This is a genomic window from Micromonospora sp. WMMD708, assembly GCF_049315245.1.
GTDB lineage: Bacteria > Actinomycetota > Actinomycetes > Mycobacteriales > Micromonosporaceae > Micromonospora > Micromonospora wenchangensis.
In genome coordinates this window covers 6,394,100-6,414,607 of record NZ_CP186060.1, presented here as the reverse complement: position 1 = coordinate 6,414,607, position 20,508 = coordinate 6,394,100, and the positions used below count along the sequence as shown (strand labels likewise).

The window sequence follows — 20,508 nt, the reverse complement described above, 5'->3', positions numbered from 1 at the left end:
ACCCGGTGCCGCCCCCCGCCGACGTCGCGTCAGTGCCGGATCGGCACGCCCGCGTCGGCCAGCGCCCTGATCAGTCCGGCGGACTCGCCGAAGCCGATGACCAGCACCGCCTCCGGCTTGTAGTTCTTGACCTCGCCGGCCAGGCTGCCGAAGTCGACGGGCGGGGCCTTGGCGTCGGCCGGCGGCTCGTAGGTGAGCAGCTTCACCCGGTCGGTGCCGAAGCCGGCCCGCTCCAGCTCGGCACGGACGGTCTCCTGGAGGCCCTCGCCGTAGGAGTCCTTGCGGGCCACCACCACGATCCTGTGCGGGCCGTCGCGGAGAATCACGTCGGCCAGCGCCCGGCCCTGGAGGCTGTCCGGCGGGGCGGTCCGGAAGTAGAGGCCCTTGTCGTCGGCCTGGCTCAACCCCGCGTCGGTGTTGGACGGCGAGAACAGGATCTTGCCGGCCGCCACCACGTCCGGCAGCACGGCGGCGGAGATCCCCGACGCGGCGGCCCCGATGATGACCTGGACCTTGTTCCTGACGTGCGAGGCCACGGTGGCCCTGGCGACGGCCGGGTTGGTGCCGTCGTCACCGTCGAACCAGGTCACCGGGTCGCCGAGCACCCCACCCGCGGCGTTGATCTCCTTGATCGCCAGCGCCACACCGGCCGCCAGCGGTGGATTCGCCAGGGCCAGGTCACCGGTCTTGGGCAGCAGGCCACCGAGGATCAGCGGGGAGCCGTCGCTGCGGTCGTTGCGCCCACCCCGCTGCTTCTTCGGCTTCGGCGCGGCCTTGGTGCTCACCCCGGACTCGTCGCCCGCACCGACGAACTCGGTCTTCGCGTCGTTGATCTTCTGGTTGTCGAAGTGCAGGGTCGCGTAGCTGGCGGTGGCCGGCTCGCCGAGATCGGTGAACCCGGCCCGGTTCAGCGACGGGCCACGGTACTCGATGTCCTGACCGTCCCGGGCCAGGGCCAGGCAGCCCGCCGCGTCCGTGCAGCGCTGGCCGTTGGTGGTCACCCCGACGATCTGCTTGGCGATGTCGGCCGGGTCGGTGCTGCCCGCGAGCTGGGCGGCCAGCGCGCTGATCATGACCGCGTCGTACGACTCCGCCGCATAGAGGTAGTCGGTCAACTTCGGGTCGATGGAGCTTAGCCGCTGCTTGAAGTCGTCACTGAGCGGCGTGAGCGGGGTGGTGCCCTTCATGCCGTCGACGAGGTCGGCCCGGTCCTTCAGCTCGGCGGCGAAGGAGTTGAGCATGTTGCCGTCGGTGCCGTACAGGCGCACCTGCGGGGTGTCCGCCTCCTCGGGCTTGTCGTCGGTCGTCCCGCACGCGCTGACGGCGAGCAGCAACGACGCACAGGCCGCCAGGATGGCCGCGCGCGGGCCGCGGGTTACGAGCATGGTGGTCCTTCCTCCGGCGCAGGTCCGGTGCGCACCATAGCGTGCCGGCGGGGGCCGTGGGACCAGGGAGGCGGCCCTCGTCGTCGGCCCGACAGTGCAACGCACGCTGCGTCACGTCGTCCCGGCAGGTGGTCACCGTTTCCGGTGCCCGACCCCTTGACCTGGCGTCCTACTGTGCCGCAGGTGACCGACGTACCGGATCAGACGCTCGCCGACGCTACCGCCGTACTCCATTCGGCGCTGACCGGGGACGGCGCCGCCGTGGTCGGCACATTCGACGCGGTGGTGGACCGGTCGGGGCTCGCCGGGGCGTACACGGTCGCCTGGACCCTGGCCGCGACGATGGTCGGTGACCCGCCGCCTCCCGGTGCCTGCGCGCTGGACTTCCCGGGCATCGACGAGGCGGGGTACGACACCCGCTGGGTGGCCCGGTTCGTCAGCGCGTACGCCAATCACGACGCCGACACCGGCGAGGCGCTGTTCGGGGCGGCGGTCGCCGACGGGCAACTGCCGGACTGCCTGCTCACCCTCGCCGGCTCGGCGGTGGCGACACTGCGCAGCCGGGCCGGCTGACCCGCCCGGCCCCACCGCCCGTCGGCGGCAGGGCCGGCGGCGCGGCTCAGTACGCGTGGTAGGCCACCAGCGGCTCGTACTCGTAGCGCAGGTTGGTGAAGCGGACCTTGAAGTTCGCGCCGTCGCGCACGTTGGTGGCGACGGTGATCCAGTCCGACTTCGCCGGCAGGTAGGTCAGGTAGTTGCACTTGTTGGTCTTGTCGATGAAGACCACGCACGCCTCGGTGCCGAACTCGCTGCTGTTCTTGACGTTGACGTCCTTGCAGCGGGTGCTCGCCTTGTACGGCCCGGCGTCCCCGCCCCACCCGCCGACCTGGAAGTACGAGCGGACCGCCCCGCCGTAGCAGGTGGCGGCCGACGCGGAGAGGTTCGTCTCCGGGGCGGCGTGGGCGGGGGTGCCGAACCAGAACAGGGGCAGGGTGGCGACGAGCGCGGTCAGTCGGGCGGGCCGGGATGTCATGGTGGTGCCTCCAGGGGAAGAGGGGGACCCTGAGTCGCGGACAGGGTGCGGTGAGTGGCGATGATATCTGTCGATCTCCGATTCCGCTGTGACAGAACCGTGAACCCGCTGTGGTACCAGTGACGCATGTCCGAGGCGATGCTCAGCAAGGTGCGCAAGCTCCTGGCCCAGGCCGAGGACCCGGCCTGCACCCCCGCCGAGTCGGCCGCGTTCACCGCCAAGGCCGCCGAGCTGATCGCCCGGTACGGCGTCGACCGGGCACTGCTGGCCGCCCGCGACCCGACCACCGACCCGGTCGGCGACCGGGTGGTCGACGTCGTCGCCCCGTACGCCCGGGACAAGGCCGGCCTGCTCGCGGCGGTGGCCGACCCGCTGCGCTGCCGCTGCGTCCGCCGACCGGACGGCAGCGGGTTCACGCTGCACCTGTTCGGCTTCGCCAGCGACCTGGAACGGGTCGAACTGCTGTTCACCTCGCTGCTCGTGCAGGCCGCACACGGCCTCGCCGACACCACCGTGCCGCCCGGTGAGCAGCCGGCCGCCTTCCGCCGCTCCTGGCTGGCCGGTTTCGCCCGGGTGGTCGCCGAGCGGCTGCGGGCCGCCGAGGCGGGCGCGGCGGCGGAGCGCGGCACCCCGTCGGTGGCGCTGGTGCTGGCCGACCGCTCGGACCGGGTGGCCCGTCGGGTCGCCGAGGTCTACCCCCGGCTGCGTACCGCGCCGACCCGCCGGCTCGCCGGCTCCGGATTCGGCGCGGGCGCGGCGGCCGGCCACCGGGCCGACCTCGGCGGCCCCGATCCGGTCGGCCGCCCGACCGGCCGGACGCCCCTGCGTGGCCCGCCCCGCTGACCGGCCCGGTCCTCCTCCCGCATGGCGCTGGCGGACCCCGGCCGCGTGCGCCCGCCCTCAGTGCGGGTCGGGGGCGGTCCGGGTGACGGTGTCCAGGTAGCGGCCGAGCAGTTCGTACCAGCCGGCGGTCAACGCCGCCCGGTAGCCCTCGGCCGCCTCACCGTGCCGGTCGAAGTGGCGGTGCTCCAACTCGATGCGGGTCCGCCCGGACTCGTCCGGCAGGAACAGCACCTCCACCTCGCTGGCCCGCGCCGGATCGGGCACCGGCACCCGGTCGGGGCCGAGCTGCCAGGTGAACACGAGCCGCCGCGGCGGGTCCCAGGTGAGCACCCGCCCCCAGTCGCCCCGGAAGCCGTACGGGCCGATCTCGTAGAGCATGCCGCCGGCCCGGGGCTCCATCCCCAGTTCGGCGAGCGCCGCCGGCCCGGACCAGGTGTACTCGCGGACCCACCAGTCGGCCAGCGAGCCGGTGAAGACCGCGAACGCCTGCTCCGCCGGGGCGGGGACGAGGAGGGTGCAGCGCAGCGAGTACCGGTCGACGTCCTGATGGACGCCCTCCGGATCTGGCTTCTGCTGTCCCATAGGCCCGGACCATACCGGCTGGGGGTGCGCTGCGCAGCGCCGCCTACCGGCTCTTCCGGCCAGTGGGCAGCGAGGCCCCTGAATGTCCCAGGTGGGCTGCCCACGGCGGTGGTCGATGCCGGACAGGGCCCGGAAACACGAAAACGGTGACCGCGTTTCCGCAGGTCACCGCTCTCTGTAGCCCGGCGAAAGGCTATGTGGCCAGGGGCGGGGTCGAACCGCCGACCTTCCGATTTTCAGTCGGACGCTCGTACCAACTGAGCTACCTGGCCTGGTACTTCGGGACATGGTACCCGGATGGCGGGTTCTCCGCCGACAGGGTGCCGCGTCCCGATACGCAGAACGCCGCGCATTGGTGCACGCGGCGTCGGCGCTGGCGGTCCTGACGGGACTTGAACCCGCGACCTCCGCCTTGACAGGGCGGCGAGCACTCCAACTGCTCCACAGGACCTTGCTCTGTTGCCTCCGGCTGAGCCGGACCGTGCCCCCAACGGGATTCGAACCCGTGCTACCGCCTTGAAAGGGCGGCGTCCTGGGCCGCTAGACGATGAGGGCGGCCCCGCCATCATTGCACACTCGCAACTTCAAGCGGACTTGCTCCCATCCGGCCCCGCCGGAGGCATGAGAAGCATATGCCATGCCCCGGCGGTCGACCAAACCGGTATGCCCGCCGGGGTGCGGCCCGGCAAAGTAGCAGGTCAGCGGGGTGGTGCGATGCCGAAACGGCGCTTGAGGTCGCCGATGACCTTCGGAACGGCGCCCAGGGTGCGGCTCCGGTCTCCCCCGCCGTCGTGCATCAGCACCACCGCACCGGGGCGGGAGGCACTCCTGATCCGCCCGGAGATCACCCCGGAAGTGGGCTTCGCCCAGTCCTGGGGGTCGACGGTCCAGTGCAGCGACCGCATGCCGAGTTCCTTGGCGACCTGCACCACCTCGGGCGTCCACCGCCCGCCGGGCTGCCGGTAGAACGGCACCTTCGCGCCCGGGACCGCCCTGGTGATGGCCTGGTTGGTGCGCACCAGGTCGGCCCGGATGTCGGCGACCGGCCGGCGGCCCAGGTCGACGTCGTGGTGCCAGCTGTGGTTGCAGAGCTGGTGCCCCTCGCGGACGATCCGGGCCACCAGCTCAGGGTGCTTGCGTACCTGGGTGCCGACCACGCAGAACGTCGCCTTCACCTTGTTCGCCCGGAGCTGGTTGAGCACCCGGGGCGTCCAGGTCGGGTCGGGGCCGTCGTCGAAGGTCAACGCCACGGCGCGTACCCCGGTCGCCTTGCGCAGGCCGGCGGGGAGCGTCTTGGGCTTCGGCCGGAGCCGGGGCTTCGGCTTGGTGGTGGGCGCCGGCTTCGGGGCCGGGCTGTGTGCCGGCTCCGGTGCGGTCGTGGTCGGGGCGGGCGCCGCTGCCGGCCGGACGTTCCGGTGCTGGTCGCCGCAGCCGGCGACCAGCAGGAGCAGGCCGAGGACGACCGCCAGGACGGGGCGTGAACGCATCGTCACTCCGGGGGATGGGGTACGCGGACGGCCCCGACGGTAGTTCACGAAAGCGAAATGTGTCAGGCCCGGTCGGCGCCCGTCGACTGGTCCAGCGAGTCCCGTACGGCCAGTGCGAGCGAGACCGCCTCGGCCAGGTCGACCGGGCGGACCACCCCGGCGGGCAGCGTGTCGGCCCGCCAGCCAGGCCCGGCGGCGAGCACCAGCAGCGGCCGGCGGGGCACCGCGAGCAGTGCGGACAGCTGCGCCGGGTCCGCGGTCGGCCGGGTGTGCGACCAGACCACCACGGCCGCCGGCCCGGTCCGGTTGACCGCCTCGACGAGCGCCGCCGCCGGCACCCGGGCCCCGAGCATCCGGTAGCTCACCCCCGCCTCGGCCAGCGCCGCGGCGAGCGCCTCCAGCGGCAGGGTGTGCTGCTCCTCGTCGGCGCAGGAGAGCAGGATGCGGGCCGGCCCGGTGGCCCGGCCGGACCGGGCGACGGCCGCGAACGCCTCGGAGACGCACCGGGACACCAGGTGTTCCACGTCGATCAGACCGCCGGCGGTGGCGACGTGCCGCTCCCCGATACCGGCCAGCACCGGCCGGAGCAGCCCTTCCCAGGTGGCGACGACCCCGTCGGTGGCCAGGGCGTGCGAGATCGTGTCGCTGATCACCGCCGCGTCGAGCCGCATGGCGGCGCGGGCGAGTCCCCGGGCCGCCGGGCCGGCCCGGCCGACCGGGATGGTCTGCCCGCCGCCGTCGCGGGCCGTTCCCGCCCGCAACCGGGGGGCGACCCCGGGGCCGGGGACGACCGGACTCTGTTTCGCCCAGCGGGCCGCCTCCGCCGGGGTGACCCCCTCGGCGGTGAGCTTGCGCATGATCTCCAGGCGGGCCAGGTCGGCAGGCGTGTAGCGCCGGTGGTGGCCCGGGACGTGCTGGCTGGGGCCGAGGCCGTAGCGCTGGTGCCAGGTGCGCAGCGTGGTGACCGCCACACCCAGCCGGCGTGCCACGGCCCCCGCGCTCAGCGGCTCATCGACCACCCGACCGCTCCGACGCGTGGTCCACCCGGTGGCCGGACGGGGTGGCGGAGGCGGCCCGGGGACCGCCGGTGGGGGCGTCGGGACCGCTCGGGGCCGGGTGGAGCAGCCGGCTCAGCACCCCGCCGAGCCAGGGGGAGTACGTGCGCGGGTCGGCGTCGATCTCGGCCAGCAACCGGGTCGGGTCGGCCCAGCGCAGCTCGGCCACCTCGTCCGGGTCGGGCCCGAGGGGGAGGTCGGCCGGCACGTCGGCCCGGAGCACGTGGTCGTACTCGAACTCGACCCGACCGGTGACCGGGTCCTCGGCGTAGTAGAGGTAGACGCCGACCTCGGTCAGCGACACCGGTCCGGTGCCCAGCTCCTCGGCGAGCCGGCGGTTGGCCGCCTCGGCCAGGGACTCGCCCGGCAGCGGGTGCCCGCAGCAGGAGTTGGCCCAGCGCAGCGGGAACCGGGTCTTGATCCGGGCCCGTTGTTGCAGGAGCACCCGGCCGTCCGGGTCGACCAGCAGCACCGAGAAGGCCCGGTGCAGCCGCCCGGGTGCCTGGTGGGCGGCGGCGACGGTGGCCTCGCCGAGCACCTGGCCGGTGTCGTCGACCAGCTCGACGAGATGGCCCTCCCGGGATTTCACGCGGTCACCGACCCGCGCCGGTGATGCGGTTGGCGGCCAGCTTGCCGGAGATCAGCACCATCGGCACGCCCACGCCGGGCTGGGTGCCGGAACCGGTGAAGACGACGTTGGACAGGCTGCGGTGCAGGTTGGACGGGCGGAACGGCCCGGTCTGGAAGAGGCTGTGCGCGGCGGCGAACGGCGTACCGGCGGCCATTCCCTGCTCCTCCCACTCGGCGGGGGTGATCGTACGCAACACCTCGATGCCGGCGCCGAACCCGACGTACCCGCGTTCCTCCAGGGTGGTGACGAGCTGGTCGGCGTAGCGCCGGCTCAGGTCACCCCGCCAGTCGAACGGGGCCCGGTCGAGGTTGGGCACCGGGGCCAGCACGTAGTAGGTGTGCCGGCCGGCCGGGGCGACCGACGGGTCGGTCCGGCTCGGGTTGGTGACCAGCAGCGACGGGTCGGTCATCAGCTCGCCGCGCCCGATCACCTCGTCGAAGGTGCCCTTCCACGACCGTCCGAAGTGGATGTTGTGATGAGCGATCTTCCCATACCCCTGCGTCGATCCGACGTGCAGGACGACGCACGACGGCGAGTAGGTCAGCTTCCGCTGCCGACCCTCGGGCAGCAGGTCGCGGTAGGCGACCGGCAGGTCCGGGTTGAGCACCACCACGTCGGCTCCGATCAGCTCGCCGTCGGCGGTGACCACGCCGGTGGCCCGGCCGTTGGCGGTCTCCACCCGGGTGACCGTGGTGTCGTAGCGGATCTGGACGCCGTGCTTCTCGGCCGCGCCGGCCATCCCCTTGGAGACGGCGTGGATGCCGCCGCGCGGGAAGTAGACCCCGGCGACCGAGTCGAGGTAAGCGATGACGCTGTAGATGGCCAGCGCGTCGTGCGGCGCGAGCCCGGCGTACATCGCCTGGAAGGAGAAGATCCGCTGGGTGCGCGGGTCGGAGAAGAACTGGTTGATCTTGGTCTGGAGCCGGCGGAACGCCCCGTTCGCCAGCAGCTTCAGCAGGTTGCCGGTGAGCAGGTCGGTCGGGGCGTCCAGGTTGCGGTCGATGAAGTCGGCCCGCTCCCAGTTCCACAGGTTGCGGGCGTAGTCGACGAACCGCAGGTACCCGTCGGCCTCGCGGGGGCCGCAGACCCGGGAGATCTCGGCCGCCATCCGGGTGGTGTCGGTGATCACGTCCAGGGTGGAGCCGTCCGGGTAGTAGGCCCGGTAGGCGGGGTCCAGCGGGGTCAGGTCGAGCCAGTCGTGCAGCTCCTCGCCGACCGCACCCAGCGCCTCGGCGATCAGGTCGGGCATGGTGAGCACGGTGGGGCCGGTGTCGAACTCGTACCCGTCGACGCTGAGCCGACCGGCCCGCCCGCCCGGCACCGGTTCGCGTTCCAGCACGGTCACCTGCCGGCCGCTGCCGGCCAGGTGCAGCGCGCACGCCAGCCCGCCCAGGCCCGCGCCCACGACCACCACCCGGTCCGTACGTCCCGTCACGGTCCGCACGCGACCACCTCCTTCATGAAGTTGCCCATCAAGCCCGCCGCGTGGTGGCGGCGGTGGCGAGACCGGTCAGCGCGGTGCGCGCGGTCTCGTCGATCGACGCGGTCTCCAGCGCGGCCAGCGCGTCGGCGACCCGGTCGGAGATCATGTGTTCCACCCGGGCGACCGCCCCGGTGTCGGCGACGAGGTCGGCCAGCCGGGCCACCTCCCGGGCGCCGGTGAGGCTGCCGGCCCGCTCCAACGCCCGCCGCTGTCCGCCGGTGGCGAGCTGCCGGGCGAGCATCAGCAGCGTGGTCGGCTTGCCGGTGCGCAGGTCGTCGCCGGCCGGCTTGCCGGTGGTGGCCGGGTCGCCGTAGACGCCGAGCAGGTCGTCGCGGAGCTGGAACGCCTCACCGACCGCCAGCCCGTACCGGGTGTACGCGGCGATCAGCGGCGCGTCGGCGTCGGTGCCGGCCAGGCAGGCACCGAAGAGCAGCGGACGCTGCACGGTGTAGCTGGCCGTCTTGTAGCGGGCCACCCGCAGCGCCCGGTCCACCGACCAGTTCGCCGCGTCGTTCTCGCCGAGCACGTCGAGGTACTGCCCGGCGATGGTCTCGACCCGCATCTGGTCGTAGCAGCGCCGCACCTCCATGAGCCGGGACGGCGGCAGGGCGGCGTGGGCGAGCAGCCGGTCGGCCCAGACCAGGCAGAGGTCGCCGATGAGGACGGCGACCGACTCGCCGAACCGGTGCGGGTCACCGGTGTGGCCGGCGGTGACGTGCCGCTCGGCGGCGGCCCGGTGTGCGGTCGGTAGGCCGCGCCGGGTGTCGGAGGCGTCCATCACGTCGTCGTGCACCAGGGCGAAGGTGTGCAGGAGTTCCAGTGCGGCGAGCGCGGGCAGCACCGTGGGCAACGGCTCGTCGCCGCCCACCACCCCCCGCCAGCCCCAGTAGGCGAAGGTCGGGCGCACCCGCTTGCCGCCGGCCAGCACGCAGTCGCGTGCCGTCGCGGCGAAACCGCCCATCGCTGCGTCGATCTCGGTCAGCGCGTCGACCTCGCGGGCGAGGAACGCCGACAACGTCTCGTCGACCCCGTTGACCAGGTCACGGGCGTAAGCGGCCAGTACGCCGCGGACCGGATCGTCCGTCGCTCCCGGCTGTGCCGGTGCGACGCGGAGCGCATTACCCGCAACTGCGTCGTTGGCCATGTGGGGGAGCGTACCCTAGGGTTACGAGTTGCGTCGATTGCTGCGTCGAATCCGAGGAGGCCCGGGTGGACACCGATCTCACCGCTGCCTATGCCCGCTCCCAGGAGCTGCACAAACACCACGGCCGCACCTACTATCTCGCCACCCGGCTGCTGCCCGCATGGAAACGGCGGCACGTGCACGCCCTGTACGGATTCACCCGCTACGCCGACGAGATCGTCGACCGCACCGAGGACCTGCCGCCCGCCGAACGCGCCGCCCGCCTGGACGCCTGGGGTGCCCGCTTCGTCGCCGGACTGCACGGCGAACCGGTCGACGACCCGCTGCTACCGGCGGTGCTGCACACCATCGCCGTGTTCGACCTGGACCGCGCCGACTTCGCGTCGTTCCTACGCAGCATGGCGATGGACCTGACCGTCATGACCTACCCGACCTACGACGACCTGCTCGACTACATGGAAGGCTCGGCGGCGGTCATCGGCACCATGATGCTGCCCATCCTCGGCAGCTCCGACCCGGTCGCCGCCCGCGAGCCGGCCCGGCAACTCGGCTTCGCCTTCCAGCTCACCAACTTCATCCGGGACGTCGCGGAGGACCTCGACCGGGGCCGCACCTACCTGCCCGACGAGGACCTGGCCAAGTTCAACGTCACCCGCGAGGACCTGCTCGCCGCGCGGGCCGCCGGCCACAGCACCGACCGCATCCGCGACCTCATCGAGTACGAGGTGACCCGCGCCCAGGCCCACTACGCCGCCGCCGCGCCCGGCATCACCCTGCTCGCCCCCGCCTCCCAGGCATGTATGCGCACCGCCTACGCCCTCTACGGCGGCATCCTCGACGAGGTCGCCGCCCAGGACTACGACGTGTTCGCCAGGCGGGCCGTGGTGCCCCAGCGGCGACGACTCGCGGTGGCGGCGAAGGCGCTGCTCACCCGTACCGGCACCCCGGTCGTGGTGCCCGGCCCGGCGGTGTCGTGAGCGGCCGTACGGCGGTCGTGCTGTTCACCCGCGACCTGCGGGTGCACGACCACCCGGCCCTGGCGACGGCCTGCGCCGCCTTCGACCGGGTGGTGCCGCTGTACGTCCTCGACCCGGCGCTGGCCGGCCACTCGCCCAACCGCAACCGTTTCCTGCACCAGTGCCTCGTCGAACTGCGGGACACCCTGCGCACCCTCGGCGGCGACCTGGTGATCCGCCGGGGCGACCCGGTGGCCGAGACGATCCGGCTCGCCCGTGAGGTCGACGCCGAAGGCATCGGGCTGTCCGCCGACGTCAGCCGCTACGCCCACCGCCGGGAACGTCGACTGCGCGCCGAGTGCGACAGGCACCGGATGTTCCTGCGGCTGTTCCCCGGGGTGACCGTCGTCGAACCGGGGGAGCTGCGGCCCGGCGGCGGCGACCACTACCGGGTGTTCACCCCGTACCACCGGGTCTGGTCGGGGGCGCGGTGGCGGGAGGAACTGGCCGCGCCCCGGCGGGTCACCCTGCCCACCGGGATCGCCGTCGGCCGGCTTCCGGCGGCACCGAAAGGGGAGTCGCCGGACGCCGCGGTCGGCGGCGAGTCCGTCGGGCGGCACCGGCTCACGCGGTGGTTGCCCACCCTTGCCCGGTACGACGACATCCACGATGACCTGGCCGCCGACGAGACCTCCCGGCTCAGCCCGTACCTGCGGTTCGGCTGCCTGTCCCCGCTGACCGTGGCGAACCGGGCCGCCGACCGGGGGCACCCGTTCGTCCGGCAGCTCTGCTGGCGGGACTTCTACCACCAGGTCACCGCCGCCTTCCCGGAGATCGCGGCGAAGGCGTACCGGCGCGGGGCCACCGAGGACTGGCGGTACGACGCGGCGGCACTCGACGCCTGGACCGACGGCCGCACCGGGATGCCGATCGTGGACGCCGGCATGCGCCAACTGCACGCCGAAGGCTGGATGCACAACCGGGCCCGGCTGATCACCGCCGGCTACCTGACCAAGGTGCTCGGCCTCGACTGGCGGCCCGGACTCGCGGTCTTCTCCCGCTGGCTGCTCGACGGCGACGTGCCCGACAACTCCGGAAACTGGCAGTGGGTGGCCGGCACCGGCAACGACAGCCGCCCCTACCGGGGGCTCAACCCCGTCCGCCAGGCTGAACGCTACGACCCCGACGGCGGGTACGTGCGCCGCTGGGTGCCCGAGCTGGCGACGGTCGCCGGCAAGGCCGTACACCAACCGTGGCGGCTGCCCCCCGAGGTCCGCCGCACCCTCGACTACCCGCCACCGCTGGAGGTGCCCGGCGCCGATCCGGTCTGGCTGCGCTGAGCCCGTTCCGTTTCGCCGGCCCGGTCCGGCTCGCGCACCGGGGCGGGAATTCCGGGGTGGAGCGGTGGCCGGAGCCCGGACGGTGCGCAATGCTGGCGGGATGGCAGAGCCGGAACTGGTGGACGTGGTCGTGGTCGGGCTCGGCGTGGGCGGCGAGGAGGTGGCCGGGCGACTCGCCGAGGCCGGCCTGAGCGTCGTCGGCGTCGAACGGGACCTGGTCGGCGGGGAGTGCCCGTACTGGGGCTGCGTCCCCAGCAAGATGATGATCCGGGCGGCGAACGCCCTGGCCGAGGCCCGTCGGGTCGACGGGCTGGCCGGCTCGGCGCAGGTCCGGGCCGACTGGACGGCGGTGGCGAAACGCATCCGGGAGGAGGCCACCGACGACTGGAACGACCGGGCCGCCGTGGACCGGTTCACCGGCAAGGGCGGCCGGTTCCTGCGCGGCAGCGGCCGGCTGGACGGCCCCGGCCGGGTCCGGGTCGGTGACCGGGTGTTCCAGGCCCGGCACGGCATCGTCCTCGGCACCGGCACCCGCCCCTCGATAGCACCGATCGACGGGCTGGCCGACACCCCGTACTGGACGAACCACCAGGCGATCGAGGTGGCGGAGCTGCCGGCGAGCCTGCTGGTCCTCGGTGGTGGGGCGATCGGGGCGGAACTGGCGCAGGTCTTCGCCCGGTTCGGGGTCCGGGTGACCGTGCTGGAGGCGTCCGGACGGATCCTCGCCCTAGAGGAACCGGAGTCGTCCGAGGTGGCCGCCGCCGCGCTGCGCGCCGACGGGGTGGAGATCGCCACCGACGTGAAGGCCGAGCGGATCGACCACGACGGCGACACGTTCACCGTGCACGCCGGTGAGCGGTCGTTCAGCGCCGACCAGCTCCTGGTGGTCACCGGCCGCCGGGCCCACCTGGACGAGCTGGGGCTGGACACCGTCGGGATCGACGCCGGGCAGCGCTACCTGCCGGTGGACGACCGGATGCACGTCACCGACGGGATCTGGGCGGTCGGCGACGTCACCGGCGAGGGCGCGTTCACCCACATCGCCATGTACCAGGCGTCGATCGTGGTCGCCGACGTGCTCGACCGGGTCCGGCGGGCCCAGGCCGGCCCCGACGCCAGCGGCACCGCCAGCGTGGTCGGTGGCGCGATGGGCGCGGCCAGTGCGGTCGGAGGCTCGATGGGCGCGGCCGGTCCCAGCGGCGCCGCCGGCACGGTGCCCAGGGCCGACTACCGGGCGCTGCCCCGGGTCACCTTCACCGACCCCGAGGTGGGCGCGGTCGGGCTCACCGAACGGCAGGCCCGTGAGCGGGGCATCAACGTGCAGGTCGGGTTCACCGAGCTGTCGTCGTCCACCCGGGGCTGGATCCACAAGAGCGAACCGGGCGGCTTCATCAAGGTGATCGCCGACGCCGACCAGGGGGTGCTGATCGGGGCGACCTCGGTCGGCCCGGCCGGCGGCGAGGTGCTCTCGGCGCTGGTGGTGGCGGTGCACGCGGCCGTACCGGTCAGTCAGCTCCGGCACATGATCTACGCGTACCCGACGTTCCACCGGGCCATCCAGAGCGCCCTGGACGACCTGGGCTGAGCCACCGCGCCGCCCGGTTCCGGCCGGGCGGCGCTCCCGGCCGGTGCAGGCCGGCTGGCGCTTCCGGTCGGTGCGGGCCGGGTGGCGGGTGGTTGCGGTGCGGGCCGGGTCACGCGCCGTGGCGGCCGGCCCCGGCGGCGAACCGGGCCGCGCCGGCCCGCGCGTCGGCCGCGAGCGAGTCCATCCCGTAGGCGAGTTCGGTGGCGAGCGCCTCCGGCTCGGGCCGGTCGGCCCCGGCCAGCACCGCCGCCCGGTCGTTGCGCAGGCAGGTCTGCGGGTGCCGGGCGATCTCGGCGGCCAGCCGCTCGGCCGCCGCCCGTGCCTCACCCGGCGCGACCACCCGGTTCACCAGCCCCATCGCGTACGCCTCGTCGGCGGGCACCGGACGGCCGGTGAGGATCAGGTCCATCGCCCGGCTCTGGCCGATCAGCCGGGGCAGCCGCACGGTGCCACCGTCGATCAGCGGCACCCCCCACCGTCGGCAGAACACCCCGAGCACCGCGTCCGACTCGGCGACCCGCAGATCGCACCAGAGCGCCAGCTCCAGGCCGCCCGCCACCGCGTACCCGGAGATCGCCGCGATGACCGGCTTGGACAGTGCCATCCGGGTCGGGCCCATCGGGCCGTCGCCGTCGGGCTCGACCCGGTTGCCGCTCGGCGTGCCGATGGCCTTGAGGTCGGCACCCGAGCAGAACGTGCCGCCCGCACCCCAGAGCACCGCGACCCGGGCGTCCGGGTCGGCCTCGAACCCGCGGAACGCGTCGGCGAGCGCCCGCGCGGTCGGCCCGTCGACGGCGTTACGGGACGCCGCCCGGTCGAGGATCACCGTGGTCACCGCCCCGTCCCGGACAACATGCACCGCCATCCCCCCAGCATCCCGCACGCGCGGGGCGCGTGGGGGCCGGCGTGGGGCTGGCGCTGGTGGGGCGATGTTGCGGTGTCCGGGGCAGGGTGATGCCGCTACCTGGCCGCCGTTGAGTGGATCTCCGTGACCGGGCGACGGGCGCGACGGTGGGGGCGGGACGGGGTGGGTCAGGGGCGGTCGGTGACCCGGGTGAGGAACGAGCGCCAGGCGGTGGGGGTGAAGGTCAGGGCGGGGCCGGCGGGGTCCTTGGAGTCGCGTACGGCGATCACCCCGGGCAGGTTGTCGGCCACCTCGACGCAGTTTCCGCCGTTGCCGCTGCTGCGGGTGCTCTTGCGCCAGCGGGCGTGGTTCAGTTCCATGTCTGGGCCACCTTCGTGATCAGATCGACGGACTGCCGGTGGGACAACGCCTCGCCGCGCACGTTCTCCCACGCTGTCATCATGGCGGCGAGGTCATCGAGATCGCTAATCACCTGCCCCTGTAGCTGGTTGTCGAGGTAGCCCGCCATCCGGTGATCCGGGCTGGTGGCGATCACGAAGGGCCCGTTCAGGCCGGCGTACTCGCCGACGGTGGCCGGCACGACGTGCACCCGGACGTGCGGTTGGTCGCAGGCCGTGGCGAGGGCGAGCAGTTGCCCGTGCATGGTCTGCCGGCCGCCGACCGGCCGGCGCAGGACCGTCTCGTCGAGCACCACCGTGAGCTGCGGCGGATCGTCGCGCTTCAGGATGGACTGGCGGGCGAGTCGGGCCGCGAGGTGCCTGTCGACGTCGCCCCGGGGCAGGGTGCCGGCCCCGAGCAGGACGGCTCGGGCGTACGCCTCGGTCTGGAGCAGGCCGGGGACCACGGTGGACTCGAATGAGCGTAGCGACAGCGCGTCGCGTTCGATCTCCTGCCAGGGACGGAACCACACCGGCTCACGACGTCTTGAAGTGTCCGGCCAGATGTCCACGATGTCCCGCCGGAGCGCCTCCGCTGCGGCCACCCGGTGCCGGGCATGTGGTATCCGCCCCTCACTCAGCCAGCGACCCACCGTCTTGGGATCGACACCGACCCGCTCAGCGAGAGATTCGGCGGTGTAGCCGGTTTCGTTGAGTGCCGCGCGCAGCGCATCGTTCACGACTCCTCCATTGGACGTCTCAGATTTCCGCTTACCATACGCCTACGCGGTGTATCTGTCCGACCACGAAGAGGCAGGCTGTGGCGGAGGGCGGCGCGACCGGTGGAGGTGAGGGAACCCGGCGGTCGACGTCCAGCCCGGGGCCGCCCCGCCGAGGACGGATGGGGCGGCCCCGATCCACCCGGAAGGAGACGCACAGTGCGACACCGCTGCCCGCACCACAGCCGACCACACCGCCGCCCGGGCGCCCCGACACGTCGCCGTTGCCCGTCCGGACGGCCTCCGTCCTGCCTGGACCCGTCCGGGTGGTTTCCGTCCTGGTGGCGGCTGTTCCGGCGGGGCCTGCGGCTGTTCCGGCTGGGCCTGCGGTGTGGGGTGTCGGCGTGAGCCGGGCGGGCCGACCGCACCTGCCGATGCGCCCGCTGTGGCGGTGCCGGGGCTGCGGCGCGGAGTGGCCGTGCCAACCCGCCCGGCTCGCCCTGCTGGTGGAGTACCGCGAGGACCGGACCGGCCTGCTCGTCTACCTGAGCACCCTGATGGCGGAGGCAGGTGCACAACTCTCCCAGCTCAACGGGCACGTCGTCCCCGAGAACCTGACGGCCCGATTTCTCGGCTGGGCCCGAGCGCGGGGATCATCCTGACCCCGTCCGCTGGCGCGGCCTCGCCGGGGCCGTCCGTCGGCGCGACGCTGGTGGGGCGATGGTGCGGTGTCCGGGAGGCGTCGGTACCGCTACCTGGCCGCCGTTGGGTCGATCGAGCCGGGAACACCGGATTGGTGCCGGTCGCCCGGTTTGCGACCCGGTCAGGCGGGAAGTCGGACGGGGTGCGAGCGTTGCTGACGAAACTCGAACAGGCCACCGCGCTGGACCGCACCGGCGACCGGTTGCAGCGTGCCGTCCAGGCGACCCTGCGCCCGCAGCGGGTACGCGACCTGCTGCACGGCGTCTTCCTGGGCCACCCGCTGCACCCGGCGATGGTGCAGGTGCCGGTGGGGGCCTGGATCAGCGCCGCAGTGGTCGACCTGCTCCCCGGGCAGCGTCGCGCGGCCACCACGCTGGTCGCGCTGGGCACCGTGAGCGCGGTTCCCGCCGCCGTGGCCGGGCTCAACGACTGGGCGGAACTCTCCCGGGACCAGCGCCGGGTGGGGCTGGTGCACGCCGCCGCCAACACCGTCGGCCTGACCCTGTACGCCGGCTCCCTCGCGGCCCGGTTGACCGGCCGGCACGGCGTCGGGCGGGCCCTGGCCTACCTGGGGCTGGGCGCGGCGAGCGCCGGGGCGTACCTCGGTGGGCACCTGGCGTACAAGCAGGGGGCGCAGGTCAGTCAGAGCGTCTCCGAGCTGCACCGGATGGGCGACGGGTGGCGGCCGGTGGCCGACCTGGCCGGGCTGCCGCAGCGCGAGCTGGTGACCCGCGAGGTGGACGACGTCTCGGTGATCCTCTACCGGCACGGCGACGAGGTCACCGTCATGCTGGAGCGCTGCCCGCACCAGAGCGGCCCGCTCGGCGAGGGCGAGGTGCAGGAGATCGACGGGCACGCCTGTGTGGTCTGCCCCTGGCACGGTTCGGCGTTCCGGCTCAACGGCGGCGAGGTCGTCCACGGCCCCTCCGCCACCGACCAGCAGATCCTCCCCACCCGCGTGGTCGACGGCACCCTACAGACCCGCCTCCCCTGACCCCCACCCCGCTCCCGCCTCCACCCCGCCCCGCCCCGCTCTCGCTTTCAGAGGTCGATCAAGAGGTTTGCGTCAAAGTCGATCTTCAACTTGACGCAAACCTCTTGATCACTTGACGCAAACTTCTTGATCACCGGGGCGACCCCGCTGGGGCGACCCCGCTGGGGCGGCCCGGGGTTGGGCGAGTTGGGGGGTAACGGGCGAAGGGGAATCGGGTCAGTCGCGGCGGTGGCGGCCGGTGACCAGGTCCCGGGCGGCGGAGGCGCGGCTGCCCATCGAGCGGCCCGGGGTGCGACCGGTGGTGGACATCCGGGCGGCGGCGATCCGGGCGGCCGAGGTACGGCCGGCGGTCACCCGGACGGGGCGGCGACGCAGGCCGAGCACCGCACCGATCTGCGCGCCGACGATGCTCGCCACGGCCAGTACCGCCGACACGGCCAGCGGCCGGTTGATCGGGTCGTCCGGGGTGCCCCGGGACGCCCCGGCGGCCATCGCCGGTGGCACGCCGACCGGCCGCTCGGCGGGCGGTTGGGCGGTCTGCGGGGTGGCAGTCTGCGGGGCGGCCGGCCCGATCTTCCCCGGCTTCGGGGTGGCCGGACCGGTCGGCTTCGAGGCGGCGGGCCCGGTCGGCTTGCCCGGGGTGGAAGGCGCACCCTGGTGCTGCGGGTCGGCCTGGCCGCCGGGGGTGGTGGCGGGCGGGCGCGGGGACGGCTTGCGGGGCGTACCCGGGACGAGACGGCCGCTGGCGTGCCGTCGGGCACCGGTGTCGTCGGCCTCGGCGGGGAGCCTGATGAGCTGGCCCGGCTTGATCCGGTCGGCGTCGCGCAGGTCGTTGAGCCGGGCCACCTCGGGGTAGCGGTCGAAGTCGTCCAGGTAGCGTTCGGCCACCTCGCCCAGGTAGTCGCCCCGGGCCACCCGGTAGACCGGCTTCTCGGCACCGGGGACGGGACCGAGACCGGTGCCGGGGGCGGCACCGAGGGCGGCGCCACCGAGGCCGGCGCTGGGGGCGGCCCCCAGGCCGGTACGGGAGGCGTCCAACGTCGTCGCCACCCCGGTGCCGGCGGCGGCCGGCATCGGCTGGGTCAGGGTCACCGCCGCGCTCGCCGCCGGACTGGCCGCGATGATCAGCGCGACCGAGCCCAACAGGGCCGCCGCCGCCCGCTGCTGCCGGCGCATACCGGGCAGCCGGGGCGTCTGCCGGCGGGTCACCTGGGCCCCGATCTCCACCAGCACCGAGAACGCGAACGTCGCCCAGCCGAACCAGCCCACCAGCGCGAGCGCCCGGATGAAGAGCTGCCCGTCGTCCCGGCTGGTCAGCACGGTGCCGACCTCGCCGAGGGTGGGCAGGTGGTCGGGCAGCGGGTTGCCGGCGAAGGCGAGCAGCGCCACCGGTGCGCCGACCAGCAACGCCATCAGGACCACCAGCGACCCGAAGCCGGTGAGCAACTGGCCGGTTCGTCGGGCGGTGGAACCACGCGGTGTGGTCATGCTGCCCTCCTTCCTACGGTCTGCCGGTGCGGGGGCACCGGGTGCGTGGGCCGACGGGTCCGCCGGGCCAGCGGGTTCATGGTCGGTCGGTGAGGGTGCGGGCGGTCGCCTCGCCGGCCACGGTGACGGTGCGGTCCATGCCGATGAGGCCGAGCAGGTGCCGGCGGTAGACGACGGTGACGCGTACCCGGATCTGCTTCTCGCCGGCCACCACCGGGAAGCTGACCTGCTGCCCGGTCACGTCGGAGTTGCCCCGCAGGTACTGCGCGACGGCCGCGCGGGCACCCGGCTCGTCGATCACCTTGGGCCGGCCCTCGATCGCGGCGGCCCGGTCGATCACCTGCCCGCCGCTGCGGGCCGCCTCGGCGGCCAGGTCGTCGGCGCGTTGCAGGGTACGCAGCTGACCCGCGCCGTCGTACGCGACACCGATGACCGCCAGCACGCCGATCATGGCGACGGCCAGGAACAGGCTGATCCGGCCCTCGTCACCGGTGGGTCGGGCGGTCACTGCCGGCTCCGGTAACGGTCCAGCGGGGAGCCGAACGTGGCCTCGACCCGCTTGTCGCCCATCGGCAGCCCGGGGAAGCGCATCCCGGCGAACGAGACCGTGCAGCTCACCCGGACCCAGACGCTCGCCGGCTCGCCGAGTTGCTGCCGGAACGCCGCGCTCAGCGACGTGTGGTCGGAGTTGCGGGTGGAACCCCAGACCGTGACCTGGGGTGCGCTGGCGCAGTTGAGGCCCCGCCAGTCGAGCTGCCGGCGGGCGGCCGACCGCGCGGCGCTCTCCGCCGTGCCGGCGTCGCGGGCGATCGAGGCGGCCCGCGCGGCGTCGTGGGCCGCCGCCTCCACCGCCTCGTCGGCGACGGCGACCCGGCCGGCCACCCCGGCCAGCATCAGCAGCGCCAGGAACGCCGGGGCCAGCACCGCCACCTCCACCGACACCGACCCCCGGGTACGCCCCGCAGCCCGGTCCACCGGCACGTCGCCCGGGGTGCGCCCGGCGGCGTGCACGACCACCTCGGCGGGGCAGCCGGATCGCGGGGCGGGGGTGACGGCCCGTTCCCCCCGGGCGGGGCGGGTCAGCAGGCCACGCCGGGTTCGCCCGGTGCGCCGGGGCGGGTGGGCGGTCACGGGGTGGTCCACCGTTCGACGGTGCCGTGGGCGGTCTGCCGGACGTCGAACCGGACGGCCGGGATGACGCTCAGGGACTTCCCGGTGACCGTGCAGGTCACCTCGGTCGCGGTGGTGGCGCAGGTGGTCTTCGCGCCGACCAGCCAGTCCCCGGCGGCACCCAGGAAGTGTTTGGCGCGGGCCTCACCCGCCCCGGCCGGCGCCTCCAGGACCCGCTGCGCGTTCACCCCGCTCTGGGCGGCGTGCATCGCCGTCGACCGGGCCACGAACCAGGCGGCGATCTGGACGGAGCCGAAGAGCAGCACCAGCACCGCCGGCATCACCACGGCCAGTTCCACGGGGTTGGCCCCCCGGTCCGTACCCCCGTCGGTGAGCCGGCGGCGGGCGGACCGGCCGGCGGCGCGGAGCCGGGCCGGCACGGCACGCCCGGCGTCGGGTGCGCGCCTGGGTGCGCGCCGGGACCGGGCGGTGGGGGCCGTCCGGTCCCGGCGCGAGCCGACCAGGGGGACGCGGGTCACTTGGTCGGGATGCCGTTCATCCAGCCCTCGGCCTTGGTCAACACGATGCCGGTGACGGCGATGCCGGCGGCGACCAGACCGGCGATGATCACGGCGGTCGGGACGGGGCTGTCGCCCCGATCCGCCTCGCGGCGTAGCTCGGCCAGCCGGGCCACGGTGGCCGCGTAGAGGAAGGTGACGAGGTGCATGG

At 74.0% G+C, this 20,508-nt stretch carries 23 protein-coding genes and 3 tRNA genes; 7 read left to right on the top strand and 19 right to left on the bottom strand.

Annotation, left to right across the window (positions count from 1 at the left end; all coding sequences use genetic code 11):
* Positions 1-29: 29 nt before the first annotated feature.
* Positions 30-1,385, bottom strand: coding sequence for an ABC transporter substrate-binding protein (locus tag ACN260_RS28400; RefSeq protein WP_422753859.1), 1,356 nt, complete (start codon positions 1,383-1,385; stop codon positions 30-32).
* A gap of 183 nt (positions 1,386-1,568) precedes the next feature.
* On the opposite strand from ACN260_RS28400, the gene ACN260_RS28395 reads away from it, so the two are divergent.
* Entirely contained in the window at positions 1,569-1,958 is a 390-nt protein-coding gene (locus ACN260_RS28395) for a hypothetical protein (RefSeq protein ID WP_204928428.1), read from the top strand.
* A gap of 46 nt (positions 1,959-2,004) precedes the next feature.
* Here the strand turns inward: ACN260_RS28395 and ACN260_RS28390 are convergent, their stop codons facing one another.
* A complete protein-coding gene (locus ACN260_RS28390; protein WP_422753858.1) occupies positions 2,005-2,418 on the bottom strand; it encodes a hypothetical protein in 414 nt (137 codons plus the stop codon).
* Positions 2,419-2,544: 126 nt separating this feature from the next.
* Between ACN260_RS28390 and ACN260_RS28385 the strand changes: the two genes are divergently transcribed.
* Positions 2,545-3,261 carry a DUF2786 domain-containing protein gene (locus tag ACN260_RS28385; protein WP_422753857.1) on the top strand — a complete coding sequence of 239 codons (717 nt, stop codon included), beginning with the start codon at positions 2,545-2,547 and terminating at the stop codon, positions 3,259-3,261.
* A gap of 57 nt (positions 3,262-3,318) precedes the next feature.
* Here the strand turns inward: ACN260_RS28385 and ACN260_RS28380 are convergent, their stop codons facing one another.
* From ACN260_RS28380 to ACN260_RS28340, 9 genes are all read right to left on the bottom strand, one after another.
* Entirely contained in the window at positions 3,319-3,843 is a 525-nt protein-coding gene (locus tag ACN260_RS28380; RefSeq protein ID WP_422753856.1) for an SRPBCC family protein, read from the bottom strand.
* Positions 3,844-4,041: 198 nt separating this feature from the next.
* Positions 4,042-4,115, bottom strand: a tRNA-Phe gene (locus ACN260_RS28375).
* Between the two features lie 102 nt (positions 4,116-4,217).
* Positions 4,218-4,294, bottom strand: a tRNA-Asp gene (locus tag ACN260_RS28370).
* 31 nt (positions 4,295-4,325) lie between these two features.
* Positions 4,326-4,398 (bottom strand) — tRNA-Glu (locus ACN260_RS28365).
* A 143-nt stretch (positions 4,399-4,541) separates the two neighbouring features.
* A complete protein-coding gene (locus ACN260_RS28360) occupies positions 4,542-5,330 on the bottom strand; it encodes a polysaccharide deacetylase family protein (protein WP_422753855.1) in 789 nt (262 codons plus the stop codon).
* 62 nt (positions 5,331-5,392) lie between these two features.
* On the bottom strand, positions 5,393-6,349 hold the full coding sequence (locus ACN260_RS28355) for a MerR family transcriptional regulator (RefSeq protein WP_422753854.1): 957 nt from the start codon (positions 6,347-6,349) through the stop codon (positions 5,393-5,395).
* On the bottom strand, positions 6,339-6,974 hold the full coding sequence (gene idi / locus ACN260_RS28350) for an isopentenyl-diphosphate Delta-isomerase (RefSeq protein ID WP_422753853.1): 636 nt from the start codon (positions 6,972-6,974) through the stop codon (positions 6,339-6,341). Before idi ends, ACN260_RS28355 begins: the two co-directional genes overlap by 11 nt.
* Before the next feature lie 4 nt (positions 6,975-6,978).
* Complete coding sequence (gene crtI / locus ACN260_RS28345) at positions 6,979-8,460, bottom strand: phytoene desaturase family protein (RefSeq protein WP_422753852.1); 1,482 nt, start codon at positions 8,458-8,460, stop codon at positions 6,979-6,981.
* Between the two features lie 28 nt (positions 8,461-8,488).
* Positions 8,489-9,643 carry a polyprenyl synthetase family protein gene (locus ACN260_RS28340; RefSeq protein WP_422753851.1) on the bottom strand — a complete coding sequence of 385 codons (1,155 nt, stop codon included), beginning with the start codon at positions 9,641-9,643 and terminating at the stop codon, positions 8,489-8,491.
* Positions 9,644-9,708: 65 nt separating this feature from the next.
* Between ACN260_RS28340 and ACN260_RS28335 the strand changes: the two genes are divergently transcribed.
* From ACN260_RS28335 to ACN260_RS28325, 3 genes are all read left to right on the top strand, one after another.
* Complete coding sequence (locus ACN260_RS28335; RefSeq protein WP_422753850.1) at positions 9,709-10,620, top strand: phytoene/squalene synthase family protein; 912 nt, start codon at positions 9,709-9,711, stop codon at positions 10,618-10,620.
* Positions 10,617-11,939, top strand: a complete 1,323-nt coding sequence (locus ACN260_RS28330) for a cryptochrome/photolyase family protein (protein WP_422753849.1) — start codon at positions 10,617-10,619, stop codon at positions 11,937-11,939. Before ACN260_RS28335 ends, ACN260_RS28330 begins: the two co-directional genes overlap by 4 nt.
* A 100-nt stretch (positions 11,940-12,039) precedes the next feature.
* Entirely contained in the window at positions 12,040-13,524 is a 1,485-nt protein-coding gene (locus ACN260_RS28325; RefSeq protein WP_422753848.1) for a dihydrolipoyl dehydrogenase family protein, read from the top strand.
* 109 nt (positions 13,525-13,633) lie between these two features.
* Here the strand turns inward: ACN260_RS28325 and ACN260_RS28320 are convergent, their stop codons facing one another.
* From ACN260_RS28320 to ACN260_RS28310, 3 genes are all read right to left on the bottom strand, one after another.
* Positions 13,634-14,389, bottom strand: a complete 756-nt coding sequence (locus ACN260_RS28320) for a crotonase/enoyl-CoA hydratase family protein (protein WP_422753847.1) — start codon at positions 14,387-14,389, stop codon at positions 13,634-13,636.
* A 167-nt stretch (positions 14,390-14,556) separates the two neighbouring features.
* On the bottom strand, positions 14,557-14,748 hold the full coding sequence (locus ACN260_RS28315; protein ID WP_422753846.1) for a DUF397 domain-containing protein: 192 nt from the start codon (positions 14,746-14,748) through the stop codon (positions 14,557-14,559).
* Positions 14,739-15,506 carry a helix-turn-helix domain-containing protein gene (locus ACN260_RS28310; RefSeq protein WP_422753845.1) on the bottom strand — a complete coding sequence of 256 codons (768 nt, stop codon included), beginning with the start codon at positions 15,504-15,506 and terminating at the stop codon, positions 14,739-14,741. The genes ACN260_RS28315 and ACN260_RS28310 overlap by 10 nt, the downstream gene beginning before the upstream one ends.
* A 383-nt stretch (positions 15,507-15,889) precedes the next feature.
* Between ACN260_RS28310 and ACN260_RS28305 the strand changes: the two genes are divergently transcribed.
* Complete coding sequence (locus tag ACN260_RS28305) at positions 15,890-16,147, top strand: flavin reductase (RefSeq protein ID WP_308447882.1); 258 nt, start codon at positions 15,890-15,892, stop codon at positions 16,145-16,147.
* A gap of 182 nt (positions 16,148-16,329) precedes the next feature.
* A complete protein-coding gene (locus tag ACN260_RS28300) occupies positions 16,330-17,181 on the top strand; it encodes a Rieske 2Fe-2S domain-containing protein (RefSeq protein ID WP_422753844.1) in 852 nt (283 codons plus the stop codon).
* 216 nt (positions 17,182-17,397) lie between these two features.
* Here ACN260_RS28300 and ACN260_RS28295 read toward each other — a convergent pair whose 3' ends face one another.
* The 5 genes from ACN260_RS28295 to ACN260_RS28275 all read right to left on the bottom strand — a co-directional run bounded on the left by ACN260_RS28295 (position 17,398) and on the right by ACN260_RS28275 (position 20,506).
* A complete protein-coding gene (locus tag ACN260_RS28295; protein WP_422753843.1) occupies positions 17,398-18,669 on the bottom strand; it encodes a LysM peptidoglycan-binding domain-containing protein in 1,272 nt (423 codons plus the stop codon).
* 76 nt (positions 18,670-18,745) lie between these two features.
* Positions 18,746-19,120, bottom strand: a complete 375-nt coding sequence (locus ACN260_RS28290) for a hypothetical protein (protein ID WP_145922502.1) — start codon at positions 19,118-19,120, stop codon at positions 18,746-18,748.
* 53 nt (positions 19,121-19,173) lie between these two features.
* A complete protein-coding gene (locus tag ACN260_RS28285; RefSeq protein WP_422756857.1) occupies positions 19,174-19,644 on the bottom strand; it encodes a TadE/TadG family type IV pilus assembly protein in 471 nt (156 codons plus the stop codon).
* Positions 19,645-19,796: 152 nt separating this feature from the next.
* Positions 19,797-20,219 (bottom strand): TadE family protein, encoded by a 423-nt coding sequence (locus ACN260_RS28280; RefSeq protein WP_422756856.1) that lies wholly within the window; start codon positions 20,217-20,219, stop codon positions 19,797-19,799.
* 95 nt (positions 20,220-20,314) lie between these two features.
* Positions 20,315-20,506: a hypothetical protein gene (locus ACN260_RS28275; RefSeq protein ID WP_422753842.1), complete on the bottom strand. Its 192-nt coding sequence runs from the start codon at positions 20,504-20,506 to the stop codon at positions 20,315-20,317.
* Positions 20,507-20,508 lie beyond the last annotated feature (2 nt).

Excerpts from the sequence above, each read along its gene's own strand:
- ACN260_RS28340 (WP_422753851.1), bottom strand. The coding sequence starts at position 9,643 with ATGGCCAACGACGCAGTTGCGGGTAATGCGCTCCGCGTCGCACCGGCA.
- ACN260_RS28315 (WP_422753846.1), bottom strand. The coding sequence starts at position 14,748 with ATGGAACTGAACCACGCCCGCTGGCGCAAGAGCACCCGCAGCAGCGGC.
- ACN260_RS28380 (WP_422753856.1), bottom strand. The coding sequence starts at position 3,843 with ATGGGACAGCAGAAGCCAGATCCGGAGGGCGTCCATCAGGACGTCGAC.
- ACN260_RS28290 (WP_145922502.1), bottom strand. The coding sequence starts at position 19,120 with ATGATCGGCGTGCTGGCGGTCATCGGTGTCGCGTACGACGGCGCGGGT.
- ACN260_RS28385 (WP_422753857.1), top strand. The coding sequence starts at position 2,545 with ATGTCCGAGGCGATGCTCAGCAAGGTGCGCAAGCTCCTGGCCCAGGCC.
- ACN260_RS28275 (WP_422753842.1), bottom strand. The coding sequence starts at position 20,506 with ATGCACCTCGTCACCTTCCTCTACGCGGCCACCGTGGCCCGGCTGGCC.
- ACN260_RS28400 (WP_422753859.1), bottom strand. The coding sequence starts at position 1,385 with ATGCTCGTAACCCGCGGCCCGCGCGCGGCCATCCTGGCGGCCTGTGCG.
- ACN260_RS28320 (WP_422753847.1), bottom strand. The coding sequence starts at position 14,389 with ATGGCGGTGCATGTTGTCCGGGACGGGGCGGTGACCACGGTGATCCTC.
- ACN260_RS28325 (WP_422753848.1), top strand. The coding sequence starts at position 12,040 with ATGGCAGAGCCGGAACTGGTGGACGTGGTCGTGGTCGGGCTCGGCGTG.
- ACN260_RS28295 (WP_422753843.1), bottom strand. The coding sequence starts at position 18,669 with ATGACCACACCGCGTGGTTCCACCGCCCGACGAACCGGCCAGTTGCTC.
- ACN260_RS28390 (WP_422753858.1), bottom strand. The coding sequence starts at position 2,418 with ATGACATCCCGGCCCGCCCGACTGACCGCGCTCGTCGCCACCCTGCCC.
- ACN260_RS28360 (WP_422753855.1), bottom strand. The coding sequence starts at position 5,330 with ATGCGTTCACGCCCCGTCCTGGCGGTCGTCCTCGGCCTGCTCCTGCTG.